We start from the raw sequence: 26,820 nt of genomic DNA, 5'->3' as shown, positions 1-26,820 counted from the left end.
GTCGTGCCGCAGAATCGTCGGCCGGACGGAGAAACGGACGAAGAATTGGGGCACGACATCGCGATGACCGAGCAGTACGTGTCAGATTTCCACGAGGTCGACGAGACGCAGGTCGCGGTCGTCGGCGGCAAGGGCGCGCACCTGGGGGCGTTGTCGCGGATCGACGGCATTCGCGTGCCGGCCGGATTCTGCGTGACGACGGATGCCTTCCGGAGGATCGTGTCCGAGGCGCCGGCGATCGACGAGCGACTCGACCGGCTGTCGCGCCTGGAACCGGACGACCGGGAGGCGATCCGCACGCTCAGCGCGGAGATCCGCCGGACCATCGAAGGGATCGCGCTGCCCGACGACGTGGCGGCGGAGATCAGCCGAGCGCTCGCCCGGCTCGGCGAGCGAGCGGCCTGTGCCGTCCGGTCCAGCGCGACGGCCGAGGACCTGCCGACGGCATCCTTCGCCGGCCAGCAGGACACGTACCTGAACGTCGTGGGGCCGGCGGCGGTCCTCCAGCACGTCAGCCGGTGCTGGGCCTCACTCTTCACCGAGCGGGCCGTGACCTACCGCCAGCGGAACGGCATGGACCACCGCCGGGTCCAGATGGCCGTCGTCGTGCAGAAGATGGTCTTCCCGCAGGTGGCCGGCGTGCTGTTCACGGCCGACCCCGTCACGTCCAACCGGAAGGTCGCCTCCGTGGAGGCCAGCTTCGGCCTCGGCGAGGCGCTGGTCTCGGGGCTGGTCAACGCGGACGCGTACACGGTGCGGGACGGTGCGATCGTCGACCGGACGATCGCCACCAAGCGGCTCGCCATCCACGCGCTGCCGGGCGGCGGGACGACGGAACAGGCGATCGACCCGGAGCGGCAGGAGCAGCCGGCGCTGACGGATGCGCAGGTCCTGCGGCTGGTGCAGCTCGGCCGGCGGATCGAGGCCCACTTCGGCCGCCCTCAGGACATCGAATGGTGCCTGGTCGACGACGACTTCCAGATCGTCCAGAGCCGGCCGATCACCACGCTCTTCCCGATCCCGCAGGCCGGCGACGGAGAGAACCATGTCTACCTCTCGGTCGGTCACCAGCAGATGATGACGGACGCCATGAAGCCCCTGGGCTTCTCCATGTGGCAGCTGACGGCCATGGCGCCGATGCACGAGGCCGGCGGAAGGCTGTTCGTCGACGCCACCCGGGCGCTGGCAGCGCCGTCGAGCCGCGCGGGCCTGCTGGAGATGGCGGGCAAGGCCGATCCGCTGACCAGGGACGCCCTGGAGACCCTCATCGACCGGGGCGACTTCATCCCGTCGCTTCCCGATCAGGGTCCGGCGGGACCGCGCGCCGGCGGCGCGCCCGCCCCGATCGAGACCGATCCGGCCATCGTCACCGAGCTGATCGACCGCAGCCAGACCGCTCTCGCCGCCCTGCGGCGCGACATCGCCGCGAAGTCGGGACCGGCGCTGTTCGATTTCCTCCTCGCGGCCTTCGAGGAGCACAAGCGGCTCCTGGGCGACCCGCAGAGCATGCAGGCGATCATGGCGGGGATGGAGGCCTCGTGGTGGCTCAACGAGCAGCTGCTCGCGTGGCTCGGCGAGAAGAACGCCTCCGACACGCTCACGCTGTCCGCGCCCCACAACGTCACGTCGGAGATGGGACTCGCGCTCCTGGACGTCGCCGACGTCATCCGCCCGCACCCGGAGGTGGTGGCCTTCCTGGAGAAGGTCGAGGACGACGGCTTCCTGGACGAGCTGCCCAGGCTCCCGGGGGGCCGGGAAGCGCGCGACGCCATCCGGGACTACCTCGACACGTACGGGATGCGCTGCGTCGGCGAGATCGACATCACGAGGCCACGCTGGAGCGAGCGCCCCACCGCGCTCGTGTCCCTCATCCTCGACAACGTCCGGAACTTCGAGCCGGGCGCTCGCACGCGGCGCTTCGAGCACGGGCGCCGGGAGGCGCAGAGGAAGGAACAGGAGGTCCTGGAGCGCCTGCGGGCCCTGCCGGACGGGGAGCGGAAGGCCGGGGAGACCAAGCGGATGATCGACCGGGTCCGCACCTTCATCGGCTACCGGGAGTATCCGAAGTACGCCATCGTGAGCCGCTACTTCGTCTACAAGCAGGCCCTGCTGAAGGAGGCCGAGCGGCTCGTGCGGGCCGGTGTGCTGCGCGAGCAGGAGGACATCTTCTACCTCACGTTCGCCGAGCTGCACGACGTCGTCCGCACGGAGCACGCCGATGATCAGCTCATCCGCCGGCGCAGGGACGAGTTCCGGTCGTATCAGGCGCTCGTCCCGCCCCGGGTGCTCACGTCCGAGGGCGAGGGCCTGTCCGGGGCGTACCGGCGCGACGACGTGCCGGACGGCGCCCTGGTCGGCCTCCCCGTCTCCGGCGGGATCGTCGAGGGGCGGGCCCGCGTCATCCTCGACGTGGCCGAGGCCGATCTCGAACCGGGCGACATCCTGGTCACCGCCTTCACCGACCCGAGCTGGTCACCCCTGTTCGTGGCGGTGGACGGGTTGGTGACGGAGGTGGGCGGCCTCATGACCCACGGTGCGGTGATCGCCCGGGAGTACGGCCTACCCGCCGTCGTCGGCGTGCACGACGCGACAAGGCTGATCCGGGACGGGCAGCGGATCCGCCTGCACGGCACCGACGGCTACGTCGAGATCCTGCCCGACTGATCGCCACGGTCCGCCGGATGCCGGCGCCGCGGTAGGCCCGCGTGCCGCCAGGCGTCGAGTCGCTCGACAGGCTCGGCGATCCTGGCGGCGCCGGCGGGTCGGGGTGGACGGACGTCCCGGCGGCAACCTCGGAGGACCCGGCCCGGGCTGCCGCAGTGCCATGATGACGACGTGATCATCCCCGGATATCTGGACGGGTACGAGCCGCCGTTTCCACACTCCCCGCTGGTCGACGGGTCGGCCCTGATGACGCATCCACTGTTCTGGCCCACGTTCCTCTTCGCCGTCGGCGAATCGGCGACAGCGCCGGAGGCCTTCGGCGTCGATCCGGCCGACCTGGAGCAGATTGCCGACACCTTCCTCGACCCACACAGTTGGCCCGTGTTCTCGCTGCCACTTGCCGGGCGTTGTCGCCTGCACGTCGTCATGCGCAACGCCCGAGACGACGGCGGCGTCGACTACGTGCTCGATCCCGGCACCGGCGACGCGCGAATCCCCCTGGCGGCCGTCGAGGGCCACTTCCGGGGGCCGGCGTTCGCATGGCCGGAAGTCGTCGCCGCCGCGCACCATCCGGACCACGACCACACCCCGGCCGAGCGGCTGCTCCTGATCCTCCCGGCCTGCGCCGACAGCAACCGGCCGGGCAGTGCCGTGGACCTGGTCGCGGAAGCGCTGACTGCTGTCGGCGCTCGGTCCGAGGTGTGCCAGGTCGGCGAGGAACTGCTGCACAGCAGGTACTGGGCACCGTGCCGATGGGCGAGCACCGCTGATGGCCTCGTCGCCCTCGGACCTCATGCCTACCGCCGCCGCGGAGGTGAGCTGTCGCCAGACCAACTCCGCCTCGTCGCCGACTCGCTCCAGCCCTCGGGAAGCATCGTGGGTACCTGATCAAGCTGGCGCGGCCTTGTCGCGGCAGGGTGGATAGTCGGGTTTCGAGAGGTGGTGCCCATGGAGCGGTTCGAGGGCCGGTGTTCCCTGGACTGGTGGGCGAACCCGTCCACCCTCCTCGCCAGGGTTGACATCGCGGTGGTCATCGCGGACAGCGGCGGCGGCTGGGACGCGCGCGGCCGCCTGATCCACGACGACGACGAGGGGCGCCAGGGGCTCGCCTTCCTGTGCGGCCTCGATCCCGTCTTCACGCTGAGCTTCGAAGACGGAAGCTCCGTCCCCGTCACCGTGCACGCTCTCGACGATCAGGGGCGGTTCGTCCTGGCCGAGCACACCGACCCTGCGGTGCGCCGGCTGCCCTGATCGCCACGCCCGCCGGCCCGGTTCAGCCGACTCCGCTCGGTCGAGTTGGCTCAGCCGACGTCGACGGTCTGGTGGTCGGCTTCGATCACGGCCACGACACGCTCCTGCCCACGGGGGTACGGCTGATCGGTGTACTTGGCGACCAGCCGGTCGATGATCTGCCACGCCGCGTCACCCTCGACCCATTCGACGACGCGGCCGCGGACGACGACCGGCGTGAACGGGTTGTCGGCCGGTGCGACGGACAGCGCCATGCGCTGGTCGTGGCGCAGGTTCCGCGCCTTGCGTGTCGCCGGGCCGGTGAAGAAGACGACGCGGTCGCCGTGCGTACCGATGTAGACGGGGGTGGTGTGCGGCGAGCCGTCGGGCCGGACGGTGGCGAGGTGGGCGATCGGGGCGCCATCGAGCACGCGCCGCACCTCGGGGTCGAGGCCGCCGGTCACGGTGCTCATCGCACGACCTCGTAGTGCAGGTGGGTGACGCCGGGGGCCGCGACGGCCTCGACCAGGCGCAGGCGCACGTGCGCGGGCAGCGGCTGGAAGAAGGGTCGCCCGCCGCCGAGCAGGATCGGCACCTGGTGCAGGATCACCTCGTCGACGAGGCCCGCCGCCAGGGCCTCGGTCGCGACGCCGCCGCCCATGAGTGCGACGTCCTTGTCGCCGGCGATCTCGCGGGCCGCGGCAACGGCGTCGGCGATGCCGGTGCTCACGAAGGTCTGCCGGTCGTTGCGCTGCGGCGCCGGCCGATGGCTGAGCACGACCAGCGGCGCGTCGGGGTGCGGGGTGCCGCCTCCCGACCAGCCGGAGTCGTCGTAGGTGTGGCGACCCACCAGGCTGGCGCCGACGCGTGCGGCCAGGGCGTCGAAGACGCGGGCGCTGGGCTCGCTCAGCCGGAACCCGTCGAACACCCCGCTGGGCGTGTCGCCGTCGAAGTACCAGTCGAACAGCATCGGCGCGTCGCCGAGCCCGCGACCGGTGCCGGGATCGCGACCGGTGATGTAGCCGTCGACCGACACCGACAGTGCGACGAGGACCTTGCTCATTCCGCTCACCCCTTCTGGGTTCCTTCAGGAGACTTCGCCACCGTAGCAGTCAGGGTTCCTTGAGGGAACCTCAAGTGGTAGATTGATTCCATGCAGCGCACCGACTTCGGCCAGATGGCCTGCTCGATCGCGCGCACGCTCGACGTCATCGGCGAACCCTGGTCGCCGCTGATCCTGCGTGACGTGAACGTCGGCCTGACCCGGTTCGAGCAGCTCCAGGCCGACCTCGGCATCTCCCGCAAGGTCCTCACCGAACGGCTCAACCACCTGGTCGCCCACGGCGTGCTGGAACGCCGGCCCTACGACCGGAGACCCCGCTTCGAGTACGTGCTGACCGAGAAGGGCACCGAGCTGGTCGACCTGCTCATGGTCATGGTCGGGTGGGGCGACCGGTGGCTGGCCGGTGCGGCCGGCCCACCGGTGCTCTACCGCCACCACGCCTGCGGCCAGGTCAGCCATGTCGAGCTGCGCTGCGCGCACTGCGGGCAGCCGATGCACGCCGGCGACGTCGACCCGCTGCCCGGGCCCGGGGCCGCCTGACCACCCCTCTCGCGGATCTTGCCAGCTCAGGTGTGGCATTGTCATGGGAATGGAGCCGGACGCGGACGCCGATGGCGACCGGCGCCTTCCCCAGCCCGGCCGCGTCGGCCTGCGGGTGCTGCGCGACTACCGGCCCACGGTCGCCCGGCTGCGGAGCCTGCTGCGCAGCGCGGTCACCTCGTTCGTGGTGCTCAGCGTGACGCTCTGGCTGCTGCCGGGGGTCACCGCCAGCGGGCTGCTCGCGACGCTGTGGCTGGTCGGTCTGATCGCCGCGATCGGCGCGGTGCTGCGCCCGGTGCTGTTCGCGCTGGCCACCCTGCTCGGCGGGCTCGGCGCACTCGTCATCGGCGTGTCCGTGCAGGCCGTCGTCATGTACGTCGCGCTGCGGCTGGACCCGGAAGCGGACGTCGCCGGGTTCGCCGACGCCTTCGCCGCCGCGTGGCTCGCCGTGGCGCTCGCGGCGGTCGTGAACTGGCTCGCCGACGCCGGCACCGACGACGCCTTCGTCAGCGAGATGCTGTGGGTGATGACCCGGGTGCGGCGCCGGCGGGAGCGGCGCCTCCATCCCGGATGGCGGCACCGGCTGCGGCACGGCCGTGCCGCAGCGGTGGCAGCCCAGGCGCACAAGCCCGACGGCCTGCTCGTCGTCCAGCTCGACGGCGTGGCCGCGCCGCTCGTGCAGTGGGCCATCCGCGCCGGCAACCTGCCCACCATCGGCCGGTGGCTGCGCACCGGCAGCCACCGGCTGGCCGGCTGGCACACCGGCCTCCCGGCCACCACGCCCGCGGCCCAGGCGGGCCTGCTCCACGGCGACGTCCGCCGGCTGCCGGCCTATCGCTGGTACGAGAAGGCGACCCCGAACGACGACGGCGGCCACTCCCCCGGCCGGCTCGTGGTCACCAGCCGGCCCCGCGACGCCGCCGAGATCGAGCAGCGCCTCTCCACCGGGCAGGGGCTGCTGCGCGACGGCGGCGTCAGCATCAGCACCGTCTTCTCCGGCGACGCCCCCACCAGCCTGCTCACGGTGAGCCGCGCCGGGCTGCCCGGCCGGTCCACCCGGGGCTACGCGGTCTTCATGGCCAGCCCGTACGGTTTCGCCCGCGCCGTCGTCCGCGGCGCCGGGCAGGTCGTCCGCGAGCTGTACGAGGCGCGACGGCAACGGCTGCGCGACATCCGGCCCCGCGGCCGGCGCAGCGGCTCCTACCTGGCGCTGCGCCCGATGGCCAGTCTGCTCAGCGACCTGAACGTCTCGCTCATCGCCGAGCAGATGGCCGCCGGGGCGCCGGTCGTCTTCTGCGACTTCCTGGACTACGACGAGGTCGCCCACCACGCCGGACCGGCCCGCCCGCAGGCGATGGCGGTCCTCGAGGCGCTCGACCAGACGCTGGGCGTCCTGCAGCGCCTGGCGGGCGAGGCGGCCCGGCGCTACCACATCGTGGTGCTGAGCGACCACGGGCAGAGCCAGGGCGCCACCTTCCGCCAGCGGTACGGCGAGTCCCTCGCCGACGTGGTCGCCCGGCTCGCCACGCCCCCGGTACGCGAGGTCGCAGCCGACGGCCGGACGACCGCCGCCGGCCCGGTCCCGCAGGTGGCCGCCGCCGAGGTCACCGGCCCCGACGAGGAGTGGGGACGGCTGAACACCCTGCTCACCGAGGCGGCCGGCTCGGGCGGGGCGACCGGCACGGCGACCCGGCTGGCGTTGCGCTCGCACGCCGACGGCGGTGAGGTCAGCCTCGGGCCCGCCGACCGCGAGGAGGCGGCGACCCACACCGACCCCGCCACGGTGGTGGTGGCCTCGGGCAACCTCGCGATGATCTACCTGGCCCGCCACCCGGGACGGCTGACCCGCGAGCGCGTCGACGCCGTGGCGCCGGGGCTGATCGACGGCCTGGCCACGCACCCCGGCGTCGGGCTGGTCGTGGTCGACTCCGCGGCCGGCCCCCTGGCGATCGGGGCGCGGGGCTGCCACCGCCTGCGCGACGGGCGGGTCGACGGCGAGGACCCGCTGGTCCCGTACGGTCCGCGGGCGCGCCACGACCTGCTGCGCCACCAGGCGACGGAGCACGTGGGCGACCTCGTGGTGATCAGCACGGTGGATCCGGGCCTCGAGGAGGTGGCGGCCTTCGAGGAGCTGGTCGGCTGCCATGGGGGGCTCGGCGGCTGGCAGACGCAGGCCCTGCTCGTCCATCCCGCGGACTGGCCGCGCGACGGCGAGCTGGTCGGCCCGGACGCCGTCCACCGCCAACTGCTCGGCTGGCTGTGCCGGCTGGGCCTGCGCCGGCCCGACGAGCACGCCGGCGACGCGTCGGGGCGGGCGGACGGCTCCGGGGATGGGAGGCCGGCGCGGGCGGCGGCTACCGCGTCGCCAGCGGATCCTCCCGCGCCTCCCGGCGCCGGCTCAGCCAGCCCAGCGCCTGGGTGACCACCACGACGAGCAGGATGGCGGCCACGACGCTCTCCCAGGGCTCGGGGAAGACCGCGCGGCCGAGGACCCCGATCGCGGCGTAGAGCACCGACCACAGCAGGCTGGCCGGTGCGTTGGCGACGGCGAAGCGGCGCCAGGCCAGCCCCGCCACGGCGGCCGCCAGCAGCACCGGGATCCGGCCGCCGGGAATGAGCCGGGACACCAGGAGCGTCGAGACCCGCGCCTCCCGGACCCGGGCCGGCACCCGGTCGATCCGCTGGCCGCCGCGCAGGCCCGGCACCCGGCGGGCCATGCTTCCGCCGCCCCAGCCGAGCAGGCGGAACGTCGCGAGGTCGCCGACGTACGCGCCGAGGGCGCCGGCGAGCACCACCAGGACCACGGTCACCGGATGCTGGTGGGCGGCGAGCGCGGCGGCGCCGCTGACCGCCGCGCCGGTCGGCACCACGGGCACCACGGAGCCGAACAGCACCACGAGGAGCAGCGAGCCCAGCGCACCCAGGGTCGCCGTCACGGCCGGCACACCGCGAGCGACTCGCCCGGCCGCAGCACTCGTACCTCGGTGGCCGGGGAGACCGCCGCCGCCTGCCGGGCGAACTCGTCACCGGGCCCGTGGAAGCGGTCCGGCCGGACCGCGTCGAGGCCGACGGGCCAGAAGGTGCCGTAGTGGATGGGCACGGCCCACGCCGCCCCGGCCCGCCGTACCGCCTCGGCGGCCCCGGCCGGGTCGAGGTGGCCGGGGCCGAGCGTCGGCCCCCACCCGCCGACCGGGATCAGCGCGAGGTCCAGCGGCGCGAGGGCCACCATCTCGTCGAAGAGGCCGGTGTCCCCGGCGAACCAGGTCCGCGCGCGACCCTCGACGAGGTAGCCGAGGGCGGGCGCCCGGTGCCGGGACCAGGGGCCCCGACCGGCGTGGTGGGCGGCGGGCACGGCGGTGACGTCGAGCCCGCCGATGGTGATCCGCTCGCCGATCGCCAGCTCCGTGCACCGGCCGGCGGCCGACGCGCCGAGGGCCTGGCGGACCAGCGGCCCGGCTCCCGCCGGGACCACCAGCGCGGTGTCCGGAGGCAGGCGGCGCAGCGACGCGAAGTCCAGGTGGTCGGCGTGCAGGTGCGACACGAGTACGGCGTCCGGGGCGGCCGGCAGTCGCGGAGCCGTTCCCCGGCGCCGCCGCAGGTGGGCCAGCCGGTTCCGCAGCAGCGGGTCGGTCAGCAGCCGGGTGCCCGCGTCCTCGATCCACACGGTGCTGTGCCCGTACCAGGTCAGCTCGACCACGACACCCGCACCAGCTCGGTCACGCCTGCCACCGTATCCGGAGCGGGGCGGAACTGTCGGAGGGGGCGCGTAACGTGCCGCGCGTGACCGATCCTGGCGACGTCCCACCCGAGATCCTCGATCGGCTCCGGCCGGTCTGCCTCGGCCTGCCGGAGACCTACGAGGAACCGGCGTGGGTGGGCACCCGCTGGCGGATCCGCAAGCGGACCTTCGCCCACGTGCTCACCGTCGACCCCGATCACCAGGCCGCCTACGCCCGGGCGGCCGCCACCGACGAGCCGATCTGCGTGCTGACGTTCCGCTCCCCCGGCGACGAGATCGCCGGCCTGCTGGCCGGCGGCCCTCCCTTCTTCAAGCCCGGCTGGGGCGCCGACGTGGTCGGCATGGTGCTCGACGACGGGACCGACTGGGACGAGGTCGCCGAGCTGATGACCGAGAGCTACTGCGTCCTGGCCCCGAAGAAGCTGGCCGCGCGGGTCGGGCCACCGCTGTCGCGGCCCGGGCCGCACTGAGGCGTCGATCAGCTCTGGCGCGCGCCGCGTCGGGCTGCCACGCTGGCGGTTGTGTACGACTACGACCTGCTGGTGCTGGGCTCCGGTCCGAGCGGTCAGAAGGCCGCGATCGCCGCGGCCAAGCTCGGCCGGCGGGTCGGCATCGTGGACCGCCGCGACATGATCGGTGGGGTGTGCATCAACACCGGCACCGTCCCCTCCAAGACGCTGCGCGAGGCCGTCCTCTACCTGACCGGCCTGAGCCAGCGGGACCTCTACGGCAGCAGCTACCGGGTCAAGGAAGAGATCACGGTCAGCGACCTGGCCGCCCGGACCCAGCACGTGATCAGCCGGCAGACCGACGTGATCCGCAACCAGCTGGCCCGCAACCGGGTCGCGATGATCACCGGCACCGGGCGGTTCGCCGACGCGCACGCGGTCTGGGTCGACGGCGGCTCCGGCCGTGAGTCCCGGGTCACCTTCGACAAGATCGTCATCGCCGCAGGCACCCGGCCGGCCCGGCCGGACAGCGTCGACTTCGACGACCGGACCATCGTGGACTCCGACGGGGTCATCAACCTGCAGGCCGTACCCCGCAGCATGGTCGTGGTGGGCGCCGGCGTGATCGGCATGGAGTACGCGTCCCTGTTCGCCGCCCTCGGCACCAAGGTGACCGTGGTGGAGCGCCGCGACCGGATGCTCGAGTTCTGCGACGAGGAGATCGTCGAGTCGCTCAAGTACCACCTGCGGGACCTGTCCGTGACGTTCCGCTTCGGCGAGGAGGTCGCCGCCGTGGAGAAGCACCAGACCGCGGCGCTGTGCGTCCTGAAGAGCGGCAAGCGGATCGTCGCCGACACGGTCATGTACTCGGCCGGCCGCCAGGGCCAGACCGACGACCTGGCGCTGGAGGCGGCCGGCCTGGCGGCGGACCACCGGGGCCGGATCCAGGTCGACGCGAACTACCGCACCGCGGTCGACAACATCTACGCCGTCGGCGACGTCATCGGCTTCCCGGCGCTGGCGTCCACCTCGATGGAGCAGGGTCGCCTGGCCGCGCAGCACGCCTGCGGTGAGCCGGTGCGCGCGATGCCGGAGTTGCAGCCCATCGGCATCTACACGATCCCGGAGATCAGTTTCGTCGGGAAGACCGAGGAGGAGCTGACCGACAGCTCGACCCCGTTCGAGGTGGGCATCGCCCGCTACCGCGAGCTGGCGCGGGGCCAGATCGTCGGTGACTCGTACGGCATGCTGAAGCTGCTCGTCTCGCCCGACGACGGACGGCTGCTCGGAGTGCACGTGTTCGGGACCGGGGCCACCGAGATCGTCCACGTCGGGCAGGCCGTGATGGGCTGCGGCGGGACCGTCGACTACCTGGTGGACGCGGTGTTCAACTATCCGACCCTGGCCGAGGCGTACAAGGTGGCCGCGCTGGACGCCGCCAACAAGATCCGCAACATCACCCGGATCGACGGCTGACCGTCCCGGAGAGAGAGTAGGACCCGATGCCGAGCACGCCGCCGGCGAGCCGCACCGCGGTGCTGGTCTGCCAGGGCCGCGCCGCCGCGGACGGGCTCACCGCCGCCGACCGGTTCGCGGATCCGACCGCCCTGCCCCTGCTGCGCCCCGACGAGCGGGAGGCCGTCCAGCAGGTCCGCGACGGTGCCCCGCCCCCGGGGTGGCGGCAGCGGGTCGACTACGAGACGGTCCGCGCCTCCGCCGAGCTGATGGTCCCGCGGACGATCTTCATCGACGACGCGGTCCGCGCCCGCCGGTGCCCGCAGCTGGTGATCCTCGGCGCCGGGCTGGACGGCCGCGCCTGGCGGATGCCGGAGCTCGCCGAGGTGACGGTCTTCGAGGTCGACCAGCCGGCCACCCAGCGGGACAAGCGCGACCGCGCCGCCGCCCTGCCCGGCACGCCGCCCCGGTTCGTTCCGGTGGACTTCGGCCGCGACCGCCTGGCCGGGACGCTGGCTGCCCACGGGCACCGTGCCGACGTGGCCACCACCTGGATCTGGGAGGGCGTCGTGCCGTACCTGACCCGGGCCGAGGTGACCGCCACGGTGGCCGAACTCGCCGCCTGCTCCGCGCCCGGCAGCCGCCTGGTCGTCAACTTCCAGAGCCCCGCCACGTCCGCGCGGGTGGGCCGCGTCGTCGCCCGGCTGCTGACGGCCTCCACCGGCCGGTCGAGCGTCTGGGCGAACGAGCCGTGGCGCTCGACCTGGACGCCCGCCGCCATGGCCGCCCTGCTCGGCCGGCACGGCTATACCGTCACCGCCGGCGAGAACCTGCTCGGCACGGCGCGGGCACTGGCCCTACCGGTCCGCCACGCGAGGTCGCTGCGCCACGGTCAGGTCATGGTGGCCGACCGGGCCTGACCGCCGGCGACGGTTCAGGAGGCCAGGGCCAGCTTGAGCCCGAGCCACCGCGCCAGCTCCTCGATCTCGTTCCGCACCGCGTTCGTCATCGCCCTGGTCAACGCCACGTCCTGGTGGATCGCGTCGACCCGGAGCACGCCCGCCCTGCGGTCGGCGGTGGCGTCGAGCTTGCCGACCAGGCGGTCGCCGTAGAGGATCGGCAGCGCCCAGTAGCCCCAGCGGCGCTTGGCGGCGGGCTTGTACATCTCCAGCTGGTAGTCGTACTCGAACAGCTCGGTCATCCGCCGGCGGTCGTAGACGAGCCGGTCCAGCGGGGACAGCAACGCCGCGCGGCCGGTGAACTCCTGGTCCAACAGCTCGGGGTGCACCCGCCACTGGCCATTCACGCCCTCGACCACCGCGGGCTCCCCCACCGTCCCCACGTCGTTCGGTTCGCCCGCGCTCTCCGGTGCCCGGGGGCGCGCTATGCCCAGCGCGCGCAGCCGCCGCTCCGCACGGATCCGGCACGCCTCCTCGTACGGCACCGCCTCGTCCGGGTAGACCCGTTCGGCGAGGTCCCACAGCCGGTCGGCGCCGCGCCGGCCGGCGGCCGCGACCTCGCCGCGCTGGACGAGAAAGTCGATCATCTTGGTGACGTTGCGGTTGTTCGTCCAGCCGGATGAGCGCCAGGAAACCACGCACGTGTCCGGCAGTTCGCGCGACGACAGCGGCCCGTCGGAGCGGAGTCGGGCCAGGATGTCCAGCCGGCAGCCGTTGTTGGCGTCCACCCAGTCCCGCAGGCCCTCCTGCCAGTCGCGCAGCGGCGGGCGGCCCGGCCACTCGGCCATCTCGGCCCGGAAGAGTGCGAGGTCTTCGGGCGGGCGGACGAAGCCGTGCAGCTCCAGCAGGGCCTGCTCGTCGAGGGCGTCGCGCAGCTGGGCCGGCGAGTACGTCGAGCCGAGGCGGCTCCACAGGACCAGATCGGCGCTGCGCGCGACGGCCGCCGTCGGGTCGTTCTGCAGCAGCGTCAACCGGCGGACGACGTCGAACATCCCGCTCGGGCGGTCGGCGTCGAGCAGTTGGGCGCGCACCGCGAGGCGGCGGGCGTCACGGCGGGACAGTTCGTGCACGGTCACGAGCCGAGCCTAGGAGGCGGGTACGACCACCGGAAACCGCCGTTCGTTGACATGTGACCATCTGGTCACCTATTCTAGTTCCGTGAGCGACGACGACGATCTGGTGTTCAAGGCGCTCGCCGATCCGACCCGACGTGCCCTGCTCGACCGGCTCTTCGCCCGCGACGGTCAGACGTTGACGGAGCTGGAGTCCGAGCTGGCGATGACCCGCTTCGGTGTCATGAAGCACCTGCGCCTGCTGGAGGAGGCCGGTCTCGTGGTCACCAGGCGGCAGGGCCGGGAGAAGCTGCACTTCCTCAACCCGGTGCCGATCCGGCTGATCCACGACCGGTGGATCGACAAGTACACCGAGCACCACACCACGACGCTGCTGGACCTCAAGGCGGAACTCGAACGCGACGACCCGAAGGAGAAGCGATGACCACCACGACGACGGCCGGGACGACCAAGGTCTACCGGGTCTACATCAAGGCCACCCCGCAGGCGATCTGGGACGCGATCACCAAGCCGGAGTGGACCCGGAAGTACGGCTACCAGGGCCTCGCCGACTTCGACCTGCGGCCGGGCGGCCGGTACCGGGCCCTGGCCATCCCCGAGCACCGGGAGGCAGGGATGCCCGAGGTGCCCGTCGAGGGCGAGGTGATCGAGGTGGACCCGCCCCTCCGGCTGGTCCAGACGTGGCGGCCGACCTGGCTGGACGAGCCGGCCACCCGGTTGACCTACGAGATCGCGGAGCGGGGCAACGGCGTCACCTCCCTGACGGTGACCCACGAGCTGGCCGGCGCCCCGCAGACCCTGGCGCAGGTCAACGGCGAGGTCGAGAGCGCCGGCGGTGGCTGGCCCGAGGTCCTCAGCGACCTGAAGTCGCTGCTGGAGACCGGCAGCTCGCTCTACGCCTGACCACTCGCCGAGCCGAGGCGCAGGCGGCGGGCGGCCCGACTCGCGAGTCGGGCCGCCCGCCGGGTGGTGCGGTCAGCCGCCGAGGCTCGCCGCGGCCGAGGCGATGGCCGAGGAGAAGTAGCTGACCTGGGTGTAGACACCGGGGTAGTTGGGGCGGGCACAGCCGTTGCCCCAGCTCACGATGCCGACCTGGATCCAGGCGTTGCTGGCGTCGCGGCGGAACATCGGCCCGCCCGAGTCGCCCTGGCAGGTGTCCACGCCGCCGCTGGCGTACCCGGCGCAGATCTCCTCCGCCGGGATGAGGTCGCCGCCGTAGTTGGCGTTGCAGGTGGCGTCACTGACGAACGGCACGGTCGCCTTGAGCAGGTACCGCTGCTGCGCGCCGCCCTCACGCGCCGCGCCCCAGCCGGCGACCGTGAACGTGCCGTTGTCGTACGCGGTGGTGTTGGCGATCTTCAGCGTGCTCAGCCCGGTGACCGGGGTGGCCAGGCGGATGAGGGCCCAGTCCTTGCCATTGCCGTTGTAGCCCGGGGCCCGGTAGACGTAGTTCGACCGTACCGTGATCCGGCTGGACGACTGGAGGTCGACCACGCCGAGGGTCGCCGTGATGCTGGTGTTGGTGCCCGTGCCGCCGACGCAGTGGGCGGCGGTGAGCACCAGGCGGGGGCTGTACAGCGCGCCGCCGCAGCCCATCGAGAGCCGCACCATGAACGGGAACTCGCCCTGAGCGGCGCGGGTGCCGCCGACGACGTTCGGCGTGAAGGGCGCGGGGTCGGCGACGGCGGGTGCGGCGAGGGTGAGGCTGCCCGCGGTCACCGCGGCCAACGCGGTGGCCAAGAGGCCGGTGAGGGTGCGCCAGCGAACCATGAATTCCTCCGCATCAGGACCGGCACGCCTCGTGAGCGCACCTGATTCGAGATTGCGGACAGCATATTGATATCAATGGATTTGCTGGCCATATCCTTCGGATCGTATCCCTCCGGTATGGACGCCCGGCGCGTCACGGCGTCAGGCGCTTCTCGAACCAGTGGTGCGCGTAGGGCTCGTCGTTGTACGGCTCGATCTCGCGGTAGCCGGCGGCGCGGTACATGGCGATCGCTTCGGTCAGGTTGCGGTTGGTGTCCAGCCGGACGGCGGTCCAGCCGCGCTCGGCGGCGTACCGCTCCAGCCCATCCAGCAGGCGCCGGCCGACGCCGAGCCCCCGGACGCTGTCCGCCACCCAGACGCGCTTGATCTCCGCGGGCGCCTCCGGGTGCAGCTTGACCGCGCCGCAGCCGACCGGCTCGCCGTTGAGGGTGGCGAGCAGGAACACACCCGCCGGTGGGACGAGTTCCTCGTCGCGGACCGGCCTGCTGAGTGCCGGGTCGAACCCGTCGTCGAACCGCTGCGCGATCTCGCGGGCGTAGGCCCGCACCGAGGCACGGGCCCGGGGGTCTCCCGGCGGGCAGGGCGCGACGACGACCATCGAGCCGACGAGCAGCCGCTCCACCTCCGCCATCGCGGCCACCAGGCGCTCGCGGCGCCGGTCGCTGAGTGGTTCGAGGATGGACCGGGCCAGCCCGTCGGACCGCTCGTCCAGCTCGGCCCACTCCGCCCGTCCGGCGCCGGTGAGCGTGGCGACCCGTACCCGTCCGTCGCCGCCGGTCCGCTCGGCCGGGCCGACGGTCACGAGCCCGTCGCCCTCCAGGGTGCGCAGGAGCCGGCTGAGATAGCCGGAGTCCAGCCCGAGCCGGGCCCGCAGTGCGGCGACCTCGGCGCCGTCGGGGCCGATCTCCCAGAGCAGCCGCGCCTGGGCGAGGGGCCGGTCGCGGGACATGTACTGGTCGTCGAGAGCGCCGACCCGCTGGGTGACGGTCCGGTTGAACCGCCGCACGGTGGCGATGAGCTCCGAGTTCATCTGCCTGACTTTAGTCAGGCTTTATCGCCGTCCACCACCGGCCAGGCCCGCCCGATCGGCGTGTCGGTCGCCACTGAGGATTCGCAGCTCGCCTTGCCCTGGCTGTCCACGACGACCTCAGCCGGCCGGACACGGCGGCGACCGTGCGACAGGCGTAGGAGCCGACGTCGGCCACCTTCCACAGGTGTCCGATGACCTGCCGCAGGTCGGTCCGTAGGTTCGGTTCGACCGTCGTGGCGACTGGCCCGCGTCCGCGCCGACAAGGGACCTCGAGCCACTGGTCGACGGGTGGTGTGGGGAGAGGAGCACGCAGATGCGAAGAGGGAAGCTTGCCCGGCGCGGCTCGGTGCTGGCCTTGGCGGTCGTGGCCGCGGGCCTGCCGGCGACCGGCGCCCTGGCCGGGCCGGGGGCCGACGAACGCGCGGCCTGCGCGCAGTGGTCGTACCCGGAAGACCCCGGCTTTGTCGCCACGAGTCCAGAGGAGCTAGCTGCCGCTAAAGCCAGTTGGGAAACGCCGGAATACGGCAATTATACCGGCCACAATCCTTCCACTCCTGGCACAGCGGTCAATTCCCCATGGCAGCTCACCGCGGTAAACGCCTCCACCGCCTACGCCCTCGGGTACTGCGGTCAGGGCGTCACGCTGGGCATGATGGATTCGGGCTACCGGCCTACACACGAAGCATTTCAGACCGAGCTGATCGAGCCGGTGAAGGGGGAGGGTGTCTACGGCACGTCCGGCTACGGGTATCGTGGCGCGACCCCGTCGAACCCCTTCACTGCGGGCGAGTGGTTCACCGTGGCCGGTGATCAGGCGAGAACGAGTGACTACTCGCACGGGACCGGCATGCTTGGGGTCACCTCCGGCATGCGCGATGGCAGAGACCAGCACGGCATCGCCTTTGGATCGAAGATGTACGTCGCCAAGACCGGCGGCTCCGACAGCCAGTCCCACGGCCCCTTCCACGACTACGTGTACTGGTACACAGCCAATAAGGCCCTGGTCGACGCTGGTGCCCAGGTCATCAACAGCAGCTGGGGCTCTTTCGTCCAGACTCTCGACAGAACCCGCTATGACGGCCTGGGGAACGATCGCGGGGTCAACGGCAATCGCGCCAACGCCTACCAGGTGGCTGGCAAGGACAGCGCCAGCGCCACGGCAATGGCGACCATTATCCCCAACGAGTACCTGAAGGATCTGGAGTACCAGTATTTCTTCTTCAAGAAGAGCTACTCCGAAGGCGGCATTCAATACAACCCGAACCACCCCGGACGTTCCTTCATGGACGCCATCTGGGACGCCATCAAGGACAGCGGCACCGTCAACGCAAGGTCGGCCGGCAACAACGACTGGAGCAACCCGTATTTCCGCCCGGCGTATCCCCTCTTCAATCCCTCGGCGGAGAAGCAGTGGATAGCCGTCGGCGGGGTGCAGCCGCCCACCGCGACCAATCCCGAATACACGAAGCAGTTCGGGTACAACGAGGCGGGGCTCGCCAAATGGTGGAACGTGTCCACCCCTTCGAACAACGTTCGGACCACGAGCAGCGGTGGTGACACCAACTATTCGAACTCAAGCGGCACGTCACCGGCAACGCCCGTCGCGACATCGGTGATGGGGGTTCTGCTCTCCCGCTACCCGGACATGGACGCCAAGCAGGTGCGTGAGCTGATGTTCACCACGGCGAACAACAAGATGTCCGACGGTGTGAGATTCCTCGGCACCGGGCAGACCTCCCCCTCCGGGGAGTCCATCGCCTGGACCGCTCCCGACGGTCTTCCGGACGAGCGCTGGGGCTGGGGGATTCCCGATCTGGCCAAGGGCATGTACGGCCCCGGCCAGCTGCTGAGCCCCATGACGTACAACATGGACAAGGCACCCCTGGACGTGTGGTCGAACGACATCAGCCAGATCGCGATCAAGGAGAGGGAGAGGGAGGATCGGGAGTGGCTGGCGGGCTACAAGGAGCACGGCATTGCGTACGCCGGTGACTTCAGTCCCAACGTGCTGAACCCGGACGGCACGCTTGACGAACAGGCCTTCATGCTTCAGGGCATTCTGGGTGATCCCCACGTCCAAGCTGTCACCAACGGCCATCCCGAGCTGTACGACAAGATCACCTATGCGGACGCCGTCAAGTGGCGCAAGGAATGGATGGACCAGCGCGCGGCCTACATCCAGAACAACATCGACAACAACCTCTACACGGCCTCTCTGACCAAGCAAGGTCCCGGCACGCTGATCATGACGGGCGACGCCACCTACGAGGGCGGCACGACGGTGGAAGGCGGCAAGCTTTCGATCACCGGCTCGCACGCAAGCTCGATCGACGTCCAGGGCGGCACGCTCGGCGGCAGTGGCAGCGTGGGTGCCAGCGTGACCGTCACCAGCGGCGTGCTGCGGCCCGGGCTCGCGTCCGACGAGGCCGCGCAGCTCCCCGGCACCTCCGCGGGCAACGTTCTGAACGTCGGCGGGAACGTGACCGTCGGCGGGCAGGGTCGCGTCGCCGTCACGATCTCCGGCGACCGCGACTACACGAGCGTCCGGGCGGCGGGCAAGCTGGTGCTGGACGGCGAGCTGGACCTGGACGTGCGGGGCAAGCTGACCCCGGGCACCGTGTTCACGATCATGAGCGGTAGCTCGATCAAGGGCGCCTTCCACGCGCTGCCCGAGAACCGGGCCCTGAACGTGGGTGGTTACCTGTTCCGGGTGTCCTACAAGAACAACAGCATGACCCTGACCGTCATGCACCCGGTGCCGAACAACGGGAAGTAGGCCGCGGTCCGCGGCTCGACCATGGTCGAGCTGTGGTGAAGGGACCGTGAGGAAGGGCAGGCCGCGACGCGGGGACCGGCGTCGCGGCCTGCCAATTCGTCCGGACGGCGCTTCTCACGCCGCACCGCCCGGGTAGGTGCGACGGCCCGCCGTCCGGTGGGTCCAGGACCGCCACAGATCCGGTACGGACCGGCCGCCCGCGAGGCACCACACGGCGATGACCGGGTCGCAGATCGCGCAGCCCAGCGAGGAATCCGCCGCGAACGGCAGGATCGGCCCGCCGTACCGGTGGTGCAGCAGGTCCCAGGCCGTGTGCATCAGCCACGCCACGCCGATCCACCGCCAGGACCGCAGCCCGCGGAAGGCGGCGTACGTCATCGCCGCGGTGAACAGCAGCTCCCACACCCCGAAGCCGCCGCTGAGGTAGGCGGCGCCCGCCCCGGCGACCATGACGGCGTTGACGGGCCGGCGGTGCACGGCGGGGATCAACGAGTTCAGCGCGGCGTAGGCCAGCCCGATCAGCACGGGCGCGATCACGAACATGCAGGCAACCTACGATCGGGGCCGCGGGACGAACAGTGGCGCGAGCGCCAACCATCAACGGCTCGCCGCCACGGCACCCGGGGGTAGCCTCGGCGCGTGCACGCGGTGGCGGTGGCGGCGTTCGACGGGGTGGTCGGCTTCGACCTGGCGACCGCGCTCGAGGTGTTCGGCAGGGCGCGGCTACCCGGCGGCGCGCCGGCCTACCGGGTGACGGTGTGTGCCGAGCGCCGTGAGGTCGACGCGGGTTCCTTCGTGCTGCGGGCGCCCGGGCGCCTCGACGCCCTGATCGACGCGGACACGGTGATCGTGCCCGGCATCGCGGACCTCGCCGTACCGACCTCGGCGCCACTGCTCAAGGCCGTGCGGACGGCGGCCGCCCGGGGCGTCCGGGTGGCGTCGATCTGCGTGGGCGCCTTCATCCTGGCCGAGGCCGGCCTGCTCGACGGCCGCCGCGCCACCACCCACTGGTCCGCCGCCGCGGAGCTGGCCCGCAGGCATCCCACCGTCACCGTCGAGGAGAACCTGCTCTACGTCGACGAGGGTGACGTGCTGACCTCGGCGGGGGCGGCCGCCGGGCTCGACCTGTGCCTGCACATGGTCCGGCGCGACCACGGCGCCGCCGTCGCAGCGGAGGTCGCCCGCGCCTCGGTGATGCCGCTGGAACGCGCCGGCGGCCAGGCGCAGTTCATCACCCACGAACCACCCACCGCGAGCGGCTCCCTCGCGCCGCTGCTGCAGTGGCTCGCCGGCAACGCCGTCCGCGACATCGACCTCGACGACATGGCCGCCCAGGCCGCCGTCAGCGTGCGCACCCTGCTGCGGCGCTTCCGCGCCCAGACCGGAACCACGCCGATGCAGTGGCTCACCCACCATCGGGTGCGCCGCGCGCAACACCTGCTGGAGACCAGCGACCTGCCCGTCGAGCGGGTGGGGCAGGCGACCGGCTTCGCCTCGGCGACCACATTCCGCGACCGCTTCAAGGAACTCGTCGGCGTCAGCCCGTCGGCGTACCGGCGCACGTTCTCCGCCAACTGACGCACGTCGGGTTGCGAACCCGCCACCCGGTCTCAACCGCCCAGCCCGAGCTGGGGATACAGGGCATCGGGAGCGGCGACCGCTCCCTGCGGCCGCGTGACGTCGACCGCCGCGCCGAAGCCGCTGTAACGCAGGGACGCGTTCGGCATGCCGTTAACGGCGGCCGGGATCAGGAAGGTGACCAACCGGCCCTCGGCATCGAGCGTCGCCCGGAACGGGTTGCTGCGCGCGGCGTCGGGAAACCCGTCCGGACCGGCGCGGAAGGTGATCCCGTTGCCGGCGCCCACCCGGGTCAGGTCGATGGTCCCGACAATCTGAGAGCCGGCCGACCGTGCGGTGACGATCGCCTTGATGAGGCGCGCCGATCCGCCGGGGTCGTTCCTGCCCGGGGCGAAGCTGAGGGCGAAGTCTGCCGGCACCCGCGCCGGGTCGAGGGCCAGCCACTCGTGGCCGACCCCCGGCAGGTCCACCTCGCTCCTCAGGTAGACCTCGTCACCGATCATCCGGATCTCGACGGCCTGACCGGACGCCGAGACCGTGGCGACGGCACGCTTGTGGACGTTGTCGACGTACGACAGCGTCGTGACCTGGCTTGCGATGTCGACGTCGGCGCGGAAGCTCGTCCGGTCGACGAACTGCGTGCCCGACCTCAGCAGCTCGATCGCCTCGGCGGTGGTGGCGCCGGTGGTGGCGTCGGCGCTGACGGTCGACGCCGGGGCGGCGGGGCCGTTTCCCGTCCGCGCGCTGGCCACGCAAGCCAGCAGGAGGATCGCTCCTGCGGAGACGGCGGCCACGACCGCTCGACGGGTCACAGCCGCAGGGTAGGAGGCTCTCGCAAGGCCGCGACGGACACCGCCGCGGCGCGCCCCGCCGGCCACCGGCCGGGCGCGCCGCAGCGACTCGCCTCACGCGACGGTGACGGCCTTCGGCGTGGTCTTCGAGTCCAGCCAGGTGTTGATGAGCTTGGTGAAATCGCGGCCGGTCTGCTTGTTCACGAAGGCGATGAACGACGCCCGGTCCTGCTGGGTGTTGCGCTGGTCCTGCACCCAGGCCCGGGCGAGCGCGAAGAACGCCTTGTCGCCCAGCTTCCGGTGGATCTCGTGGAGCATGGCCTCGGGGCAGAGGTAGACGTTTCCCTCGGCGAAGTTCTTCGGGTTGGGCTTGCCGGGCGGGCCGAGCTTCTTGCGCGCGGCGGCGTCGGCGTCGCGCAGGTACCGGTCCAGGCTGGCGTCACTGAGGTGCAGGGTCTCCTTGGTGTACAGGTCCTGGGCGTACTGGGCCCAGCCCTCGTTCAGCCACAGGTCGGTCCAGGTGGTCGGGGTGACGGAGTCGCCGAACCACTGGTGGGCGTACTCGTGCAGCAGGTCGCCGCCCCACCGGTCCCGGCGGGCCTTGGTGTTCTCGATCTTCCGGCCCATCGTGATCATCTGCTGCGTCTCCATGCCGGACGCCGAATCGACCACCACGACCCCGCCGGACGGGAACGGGTACGGGCCGAACTTCTTCTCCAGCCAGGCCAGGTACTGGGGGGACTTCTTGAGGTACGGCAGCAGCTTGTCGTCGGTGCCCTTGCGGTACCAGTAGGTCAGCGGGATGCCACGGGGCCCCTTGGCGGTCAGCTTCTGGTACTTCCCGACGGCGAGCGTGGTCAGGTACGTCGCGACCGGGTCGGCGCTGCGGTAGGTAAAGGTGGTGCCGGACTGCCCGGCCGGGGTGCCGCTGGCGATGGCGGTCCAGCCGGCCGGGACGGTCACCCGGATGTCGTAGAGGGCCTCGTCGGACGGCTGGTCGTTGGCCGGGTACCAGGTGAAGGCGCCGAACGGCTCCTGCATCGTCCAGAGGCCGCCCTCCTTGGTGACGGTGAGGCCCAGGGCCTCCACGTCCTTGCGGTGCGAGGGCATGGGCGTCGTCTTCGGCTTGCCGTGGTATCTGACCACCAGCGTCACCGGCTTGTCGGCGACGACCGGGGCGGTCACGGTCAGCTTCTCCTTCGCGACGGTGCCGGTCACCGCCGTGCCGTCCAGCGTCACCCCGTCGACCTGGTAGGGCATGAAGTCGAGGACCAGGCTGGGGGCGTCCTTGGTGGGCCGGATCCGCAGGGTGGCGGTGCCCGTGAGGGTCCTGGTCGTCGGCGCCCAGTCCAGCGCCAGGTCGTAGTGCAGGACGTCGAGCGTGTCGGTGCCACGGGCCGGGTAGACCCTGTCGGCCACCGGGGTCGAGCGCCCGGCCTGCCAGGCGGTGTAGTCGACGGCCGGGGCGGTGGGGCTCGGCGTGGTCGTGGGGGTGGACGAGCCGGTGGCCGGGGCGGCCGGGTCGGTGGTGCACGCGGTGACGAGCAGCGGTGCGAGAAGCAGGATCAGTGGCACGTGGCGACGCATCAGCGCACCATACGGCAGAGATCCACTTCCGTGGGGCCCGCGATGTCGGCGCAGTTCGATGGGCCCGCTCCGGCAGGATGGGCACATGGCGAACGTCTGGTCCGGTGTCACGATCGACTGCCTCGACCCGCAGCGGGTGGCCCGGTTCTGGAGCGCCCTGCTCGGTCGCGAGCCCGGCCCGTCGCAGGAGGGCTGGGTCTACCTCGGCGAGCGGGGTGACCCCCAACCGCGGCTGGTGTTCCAGCCCGTGCCCGAGCCTCAGACCGGCAAGGTGCGGACTCACCTCGACATCACCGTCGCCGACATCGACGAGGCCATGACGGAGGTCATCGAGCTCGGTGGCCGGTTCACCGGCGAGCGGCACGACTACGAGGAGGGCGTGGTTGTCGTCATGGCCGACCCGGAGGACCACGAGTTCTGCCTGGTCGAGTACTACGGTTGACCGCGGCCCCCGACTGGCCGTCGGTTCACCTCCGCCGGGCGCGGGCGGTAGCCCGGGCGTTGGCCTTCTCGATGGCCTGGACCAGCTCGTCTCTGTCCAGGCTCTGCGGATCGTCGATGCCCACCCGGCGGGCCACCTCCTCGAGGTGCCCCCTGCTGGCGTTGGCGTCGACCCCTTGGGCGGTCGGGCGGGCCCGGTCGCGGGAGGCCGGGGTGCCCAGCGCCGCCTGCGGGTCCGACGGCCCCTTGTGCTCCTTTGGCTCCCAGTGGTCGCCGACCTTCTCGTGCGTGTGCTTCAACGACGCGAACGCCGTGCGGTGCGCCCGCTCCCCGTCGCCATAGGTCTCCTCGGCCGACTCCAGCGTCTTCTTGTACGTGCGGACCGCCTTGTCGTCCGAACGCGCGACGGTCGACGGCACGTCGTCGCGCATCTGCTCGGCCTGCTCGTGCTTGTCCGGCATGACATCCCTCCCTTCCGGCCCTCGTTACCGGCCCAATTCGTCACGGGCGGCATCGGTGCCGGCCGGGACCACCCTGGAGGCGGTCGCGGACACCATGTCACGCACCTCGTCAGCGAGCCGGGCCGAACTGCCACCGGCTGCGCGCAGCTGCTCCAGCCCCATCGCGCCGAGGACCACCGCGGTGGCCAGGTAGCCGGCGGTGAGGCCCGCGGACGCCAGCCGGCGAGGCAGGAAGGACTCCAGTAGGCGCAGGACCGTGGTGGAGGCCGCACCGGCGCCGAGGACCAGGCAACCGCCCGCGGTGGCCAGCAGCGCGATGCCCAGCCCGGCCGGGCGGGCAGCCTCGGTCAACTGCCCGCGGACGCCGCGGATCTCCTCGCGGACGACGTCCGCCACATCCTGTGCCAGACGGTCGGTCGGGCTGCCGCTTCGCCCATTCCGGCCCGAACGCCCGGTCGCGTCGCTCATGCGCGCCTCCCCTGAGCTGGTTCACGGGCCCTGCGGGTACCCGGCTGGCCGGGCGACACACCGGAGGGGCCGCGCTTCCTCGGTGCGTGCGGCAGGCGTTGGGGCAGGAGTTACCGCTCCGGTGCGGTGTCCAACCGGACGCAGCAGGCGCCGGGACGTGGCGCGAGCCGGGGCAGCAGGTCGCTGCGGCCGGCGCCGTCGACCAGTCCGGCCAGGAACGCGTGGTTGAGCCCGCACACCAGGGCGGTCTGCCGGCTGGCCAGGGCGTGGAACGGGCAGTTGCGCAGCAGAACCTGACCGTTGCGCGCTTCGGGCTCGAAGCCGAGGCCGGCGAGGGCGCCGACAAGGTCCGCACCGGAATCGTGCACCCCTGCGCCGAGGTCCCGGCCGCGTCGCCGGGCGTGCCGGCGGGCCGCCTCGGGGGCGTCGTGCGGGTCGTCCGCGACCGCGTCGGCGAGGATCTCGGCAATGAGCTCGTAGCGCCGCTCGGGAACCGTGATGGCCACGCCGTCGCCCGCCGCCTCGTAGACCTTCGGCGTCCGGCCGCGGCCCCGGGGCTGGTCGGCCGGCGTCCCGTAGTGGGACCGCAGCAGCCCGGACTCGACGAGCTTGTCGAGGTGGAACGCGGTGAGGTTGCGGGACATCCCGTGGGCCTCGGCCGCCTCCTCGCGGGTGACCGGATGGTCGGAGCGGCACACGTAGTCGTACAGCGCCCGCCGGGACCGGTCGACGAGCGCGGCCATCGCGCTCCAGCGCTCCCCCGTGCTCATGGCGAGAGGTTATCACCAACGCGGGCTATTGAAATTCGGTGCGGGGTGGGGCAGCATGATCGCTATCACCAATGACCGTTGGTTAAAATCCCTGGGGGTCCGAGTGAGTGTCAGCGCGCTGCGAGTGCAGCACCAGCGTCCCCGCCGGGACCCGGCCGCCGCCGAACGCGCGGCCGCGGAGTTCCTGACCGCGCTCGGCGTGGACCTCTCCGCCGACGGGCTCGCCGACACCCCGGGCCGGATGGCCCGCGCCTACGCCGAACTGCTCACCCCGCGCGAGTTCCAGCTGACCACCTTCGACAACGACGAGGGGTACGACGAACTGGTGCTGGCCCGGGCCATCCCGATCCGGTCGGTCTGCGAACACCACCTGCTGCCGTTCGTCGGCGTCGCGCACGTCGGCTACCTGCCCGGCGAGCGCATCCTCGGACTGTCCAAGCTGGCCCGGGTGGTCGAACTGTTCGCCCACGGCCCGCAGGTCCAGGAACGCCTGACCAAACAGATCGCCGACTGGCTGACGGGCCAGCTCCGCCCCCGCGGCGTCGGCGTGGTCATCGAGGCCGAACACCTGTGCATGACGCTGCGCGGTGTGCAGGCCGTCGGCAGCAGCACCATCACGTCCACCCTGCTCGGCACCCTGCGCGACGACCACCGCTCGCGCGCCGAGTTCTTCACCCTGACCGGGGTCGGTCCCCGCTGATCGACGAAGGGAGCGCACCGATGTCGAACACCGGCACGTTCGTGATCGTGGGCGCCGGGCTCGCCGGCGCACGGGCCGCGCAGACGCTGCGGGAGGAGGGCTTCGACGGCGGCATCGTGGTGATCGGCGACGAGCCCGATCGACCGTACGAGCGGCCACCGCTGTCCAAGGGTCTGCTGACCGGCCGCGCCGAGCCCGACAGCGTGTTCGTGCACGACGCCGGGTGGTACGCCGAGCACGACGTCGACCTGCGCACCGACACCCGCGCCGTCGCCGTCGACCGTTCCGCCCGGCGGGTCCGCCTCGCCGACGGCATGGACAGCCATTACGACAAGCTGCTGCTGGCCACCGGCGCCACGCCCCGCGACCTCGCGGCGCCCGGCGTCGGCCTGGCCGGGGTGCTGCGGCTGCGTACCCTCGCCGACAGCCGTCGCATCGCCGCGGCGCTGGTCGAGGGCGCGCGCCTCGTGATCGTCGGCGCGGGGTGGATCGGCCTGGAGGTCGCCGCGGCGGCCCGGCAGCGCGGCGCCACCGTCGACGTCGTCGAAACGGCCGCCCTGCCGTTGCGCCGGGTGCTCGGCGACGAGATCGCCCGGGTGTTCGCCAACCTGCACCGGGACCACGGCGTCACCTTCCACTTCGACGCCGAGGTCCGGGAGATCCGCGGGACCGGTCGCGTCTCCTCGGTCCTGCTGGCCGACGGCACCGACCTGCCCGCCGACTCGGTGGTGGTCGCCGTGGGCGTGCGGCCGAACACCGAACTGGCCACGGACGCGGGTCTCACCGTCGACAACGGGATCGTCGTCGACGCGTCCCTGCGCACCGCCGATCCGGACATCCACGCCGCCGGTGACGTCGCCAACGCCTACCATCCCCTGCTGCGCCGGCACCTGCGCGTCGAGCACTGGGCCAACGCCCTGAACGGGGGTCCGGCGGCGGCCCGGGCGATGCTCGGCCAGCCGGTCAGCTACGACAACCTGCCCTACTTCTACACCGACCAGTACGACCTGGGCATGGAGTACGTCGGGCACGCCCCGCCCGGGGCGTTCGACCGGGTCGTCGTCCGGGGCGACGTGGCCAAGCGGGAGTTCATCGCCTTCTGGACCGCCGGCGGACGGGTGCTCGCCGGCATGAACGTCAACGTGTGGGACGTCGTCCCGTCGATCCGGCGGCTCGTCACGTCGCCCGACCCGGTCGACCTCGACCGGCTCGCCGACCCCGGCGTGCCGCTCGACGCGCTGCGATCCGGCTAGGGCCCGCATCGACGCAGGCGCTC

Annotated in this window: 28 protein-coding genes; 15 read left to right on the top strand and 13 right to left on the bottom strand. The window is 72.1% G+C overall.

Annotated features, from left to right (window positions below; all coding sequences use genetic code 11):
• Window positions 1-63: 63 nt before the first annotated feature.
• The 3 genes from rph to GA0070214_RS00380 all read left to right on the top strand — a co-directional run bounded on the left by rph (window position 64) and on the right by GA0070214_RS00380 (window position 3,915).
• Entirely contained in the window at window positions 64-2,664 is a 2,601-nt protein-coding gene (rph, locus tag GA0070214_RS00390) for a rifamycin-inactivating phosphotransferase (RefSeq protein ID WP_091257800.1), read from the top strand.
• Between the two features lie 171 nt (window positions 2,665-2,835).
• Window positions 2,836-3,552 carry a hypothetical protein gene (locus tag GA0070214_RS00385; RefSeq protein WP_091257798.1) on the top strand — a complete coding sequence of 239 codons (717 nt, stop codon included), beginning with the start codon at window positions 2,836-2,838 and terminating at the stop codon, window positions 3,550-3,552.
• A 60-nt stretch (window positions 3,553-3,612) separates the two neighbouring features.
• A complete protein-coding gene (locus GA0070214_RS00380; protein ID WP_091257796.1) occupies window positions 3,613-3,915 on the top strand; it encodes a hypothetical protein in 303 nt (100 codons plus the stop codon).
• Between the two features lie 50 nt (window positions 3,916-3,965).
• Here the strand turns inward: GA0070214_RS00380 and GA0070214_RS00375 are convergent, their stop codons facing one another.
• Together GA0070214_RS00375 and GA0070214_RS00370 are read right to left on the bottom strand one after the other, a co-directional pair.
• Entirely contained in the window at window positions 3,966-4,358 is a 393-nt protein-coding gene (locus tag GA0070214_RS00375) for a TIGR03618 family F420-dependent PPOX class oxidoreductase (RefSeq protein ID WP_244167482.1), read from the bottom strand.
• A gap of 5 nt (window positions 4,359-4,363) precedes the next feature.
• A complete protein-coding gene (locus GA0070214_RS00370) occupies window positions 4,364-4,957 on the bottom strand; it encodes a dihydrofolate reductase family protein (protein WP_091257791.1) in 594 nt (197 codons plus the stop codon).
• 90 nt (window positions 4,958-5,047) lie between these two features.
• Here GA0070214_RS00370 and GA0070214_RS00365 point away from each other — a divergent pair, with 90 nt between their 5' ends.
• Window positions 5,048-5,497 carry a winged helix-turn-helix transcriptional regulator gene (locus GA0070214_RS00365; protein ID WP_091257789.1) on the top strand — a complete coding sequence of 150 codons (450 nt, stop codon included), beginning with the start codon at window positions 5,048-5,050 and terminating at the stop codon, window positions 5,495-5,497.
• Window positions 5,498-5,540: 43 nt separating this feature from the next.
• A complete protein-coding gene (locus GA0070214_RS00360) occupies window positions 5,541-7,919 on the top strand; it encodes a phage holin family protein (RefSeq protein WP_377463255.1) in 2,379 nt (792 codons plus the stop codon).
• On the opposite strand, the gene GA0070214_RS00355 is transcribed toward GA0070214_RS00360, so the two are convergent.
• Together GA0070214_RS00355 and GA0070214_RS00350 are read right to left on the bottom strand one after the other, a co-directional pair.
• Window positions 7,852-8,433, bottom strand: a complete 582-nt coding sequence (locus GA0070214_RS00355) for a DedA family protein (protein ID WP_091259742.1) — start codon at window positions 8,431-8,433, stop codon at window positions 7,852-7,854. The two genes, GA0070214_RS00360 and GA0070214_RS00355, sit on opposite strands and share 68 nt — an antisense overlap.
• Window positions 8,430-9,194, bottom strand: a complete 765-nt coding sequence (locus GA0070214_RS00350) for an MBL fold metallo-hydrolase (protein WP_091257786.1) — start codon at window positions 9,192-9,194, stop codon at window positions 8,430-8,432. The genes GA0070214_RS00355 and GA0070214_RS00350 overlap by 4 nt, the downstream gene beginning before the upstream one ends.
• An 83-nt stretch (window positions 9,195-9,277) precedes the next feature.
• Here GA0070214_RS00350 and GA0070214_RS00345 point away from each other — a divergent pair, with 83 nt between their 5' ends.
• From GA0070214_RS00345 to GA0070214_RS00335, 3 genes are read left to right on the top strand one after another with little or no spacing between them, the layout of a single operon-like run.
• On the top strand, window positions 9,278-9,706 hold the full coding sequence (locus GA0070214_RS00345) for an MmcQ/YjbR family DNA-binding protein (protein ID WP_091257784.1): 429 nt from the start codon (window positions 9,278-9,280) through the stop codon (window positions 9,704-9,706).
• A gap of 51 nt (window positions 9,707-9,757) precedes the next feature.
• Window positions 9,758-11,161 (top strand): Si-specific NAD(P)(+) transhydrogenase, encoded by a 1,404-nt coding sequence (gene sthA / locus GA0070214_RS00340; protein ID WP_091257781.1) that lies wholly within the window; start codon window positions 9,758-9,760, stop codon window positions 11,159-11,161.
• Window positions 11,162-11,187: 26 nt separating this feature from the next.
• On the top strand, window positions 11,188-12,060 hold the full coding sequence (locus tag GA0070214_RS00335; protein WP_091257779.1) for a class I SAM-dependent methyltransferase: 873 nt from the start codon (window positions 11,188-11,190) through the stop codon (window positions 12,058-12,060).
• Window positions 12,061-12,074: 14 nt separating this feature from the next.
• On the opposite strand, the gene GA0070214_RS00330 is transcribed toward GA0070214_RS00335, so the two are convergent.
• Window positions 12,075-13,175 (bottom strand): DNA glycosylase AlkZ-like family protein, encoded by a 1,101-nt coding sequence (locus GA0070214_RS00330; RefSeq protein ID WP_208602604.1) that lies wholly within the window; start codon window positions 13,173-13,175, stop codon window positions 12,075-12,077.
• Between the two features lie 82 nt (window positions 13,176-13,257).
• On the opposite strand from GA0070214_RS00330, the gene GA0070214_RS00325 reads away from it, so the two are divergent.
• Window positions 13,258-13,596, top strand: coding sequence for an ArsR/SmtB family transcription factor (locus GA0070214_RS00325; RefSeq protein ID WP_208602603.1), 339 nt, complete (start codon window positions 13,258-13,260; stop codon window positions 13,594-13,596).
• Window positions 13,593-14,075 carry an SRPBCC family protein gene (locus GA0070214_RS00320; RefSeq protein ID WP_091257777.1) on the top strand — a complete coding sequence of 161 codons (483 nt, stop codon included), beginning with the start codon at window positions 13,593-13,595 and terminating at the stop codon, window positions 14,073-14,075. Before GA0070214_RS00325 ends, GA0070214_RS00320 begins: the two co-directional genes overlap by 4 nt.
• A 72-nt stretch (window positions 14,076-14,147) precedes the next feature.
• Here the strand turns inward: GA0070214_RS00320 and GA0070214_RS00315 are convergent, their stop codons facing one another.
• On the bottom strand, window positions 14,148-14,942 hold the full coding sequence (locus tag GA0070214_RS00315) for a S1 family peptidase (protein ID WP_091257775.1): 795 nt from the start codon (window positions 14,940-14,942) through the stop codon (window positions 14,148-14,150).
• A gap of 133 nt (window positions 14,943-15,075) precedes the next feature.
• Window positions 15,076-15,972 (bottom strand): helix-turn-helix domain-containing GNAT family N-acetyltransferase, encoded by an 897-nt coding sequence (locus GA0070214_RS00310; RefSeq protein WP_091257774.1) that lies wholly within the window; start codon window positions 15,970-15,972, stop codon window positions 15,076-15,078.
• Between the two features lie 313 nt (window positions 15,973-16,285).
• On the opposite strand from GA0070214_RS00310, the gene GA0070214_RS00305 reads away from it, so the two are divergent.
• Window positions 16,286-18,748 carry a S8 family serine peptidase gene (locus tag GA0070214_RS00305; protein ID WP_091257772.1) on the top strand — a complete coding sequence of 821 codons (2,463 nt, stop codon included), beginning with the start codon at window positions 16,286-16,288 and terminating at the stop codon, window positions 18,746-18,748.
• 114 nt (window positions 18,749-18,862) lie between these two features.
• On the opposite strand, the gene GA0070214_RS00300 is transcribed toward GA0070214_RS00305, so the two are convergent.
• Complete coding sequence (locus GA0070214_RS00300; RefSeq protein WP_091257770.1) at window positions 18,863-19,291, bottom strand: DUF6010 family protein; 429 nt, start codon at window positions 19,289-19,291, stop codon at window positions 18,863-18,865.
• A 96-nt stretch (window positions 19,292-19,387) separates the two neighbouring features.
• Between GA0070214_RS00300 and GA0070214_RS00295 the strand changes: the two genes are divergently transcribed.
• The gene (locus tag GA0070214_RS00295) at window positions 19,388-20,326 is read left to right on the top strand and encodes a GlxA family transcriptional regulator (RefSeq protein WP_091257768.1); all 939 of its coding nucleotides are present in this window, start codon (window positions 19,388-19,390) and stop codon (window positions 20,324-20,326) included.
• A 32-nt stretch (window positions 20,327-20,358) separates the two neighbouring features.
• On the opposite strand, the gene GA0070214_RS00290 is transcribed toward GA0070214_RS00295, so the two are convergent.
• Window positions 20,359-21,120, bottom strand: coding sequence for a hypothetical protein (locus GA0070214_RS00290; protein ID WP_139141726.1), 762 nt, complete (start codon window positions 21,118-21,120; stop codon window positions 20,359-20,361).
• A gap of 111 nt (window positions 21,121-21,231) precedes the next feature.
• On the bottom strand, window positions 21,232-22,704 hold the full coding sequence (locus GA0070214_RS00285) for a M1 family metallopeptidase (protein WP_091257764.1): 1,473 nt from the start codon (window positions 22,702-22,704) through the stop codon (window positions 21,232-21,234).
• 85 nt (window positions 22,705-22,789) lie between these two features.
• Here GA0070214_RS00285 and GA0070214_RS00280 point away from each other — a divergent pair, with 85 nt between their 5' ends.
• Entirely contained in the window at window positions 22,790-23,146 is a 357-nt protein-coding gene (locus GA0070214_RS00280) for a VOC family protein (RefSeq protein ID WP_091257762.1), read from the top strand.
• A 25-nt stretch (window positions 23,147-23,171) separates the two neighbouring features.
• Here the strand turns inward: GA0070214_RS00280 and GA0070214_RS00275 are convergent, their stop codons facing one another.
• The 3 genes from GA0070214_RS00275 to GA0070214_RS00265 all read right to left on the bottom strand — a co-directional run bounded on the left by GA0070214_RS00275 (window position 23,172) and on the right by GA0070214_RS00265 (window position 24,844).
• Window positions 23,172-23,606 carry a ChaB family protein gene (locus tag GA0070214_RS00275; RefSeq protein ID WP_244167481.1) on the bottom strand — a complete coding sequence of 145 codons (435 nt, stop codon included), beginning with the start codon at window positions 23,604-23,606 and terminating at the stop codon, window positions 23,172-23,174.
• Window positions 23,607-23,630: 24 nt separating this feature from the next.
• Complete coding sequence (locus GA0070214_RS00270) at window positions 23,631-24,074, bottom strand: phage holin family protein (protein WP_091257760.1); 444 nt, start codon at window positions 24,072-24,074, stop codon at window positions 23,631-23,633.
• Window positions 24,075-24,184: 110 nt separating this feature from the next.
• A complete protein-coding gene (locus GA0070214_RS00265) occupies window positions 24,185-24,844 on the bottom strand; it encodes a helix-turn-helix transcriptional regulator (protein WP_091257758.1) in 660 nt (219 codons plus the stop codon).
• A gap of 103 nt (window positions 24,845-24,947) precedes the next feature.
• On the opposite strand from GA0070214_RS00265, the gene folE reads away from it, so the two are divergent.
• Both folE and GA0070214_RS00255 read left to right on the top strand, forming a co-directional pair.
• Entirely contained in the window at window positions 24,948-25,544 is a 597-nt protein-coding gene (gene folE / locus GA0070214_RS00260) for a GTP cyclohydrolase I FolE (RefSeq protein ID WP_244167480.1), read from the top strand.
• A gap of 20 nt (window positions 25,545-25,564) precedes the next feature.
• Entirely contained in the window at window positions 25,565-26,797 is a 1,233-nt protein-coding gene (locus GA0070214_RS00255; RefSeq protein ID WP_091257754.1) for an NAD(P)/FAD-dependent oxidoreductase, read from the top strand.
• Window positions 26,798-26,820: the final 23 nt, after the last annotated feature.

Source organism: Micromonospora chaiyaphumensis, from assembly GCF_900091435.1.
GTDB lineage: Bacteria > Actinomycetota > Actinomycetes > Mycobacteriales > Micromonosporaceae > Micromonospora > Micromonospora chaiyaphumensis.
Note: the sequence above shows the minus strand (reverse complement) of the source record. Positions and strands in the feature narration are given on the sequence as shown.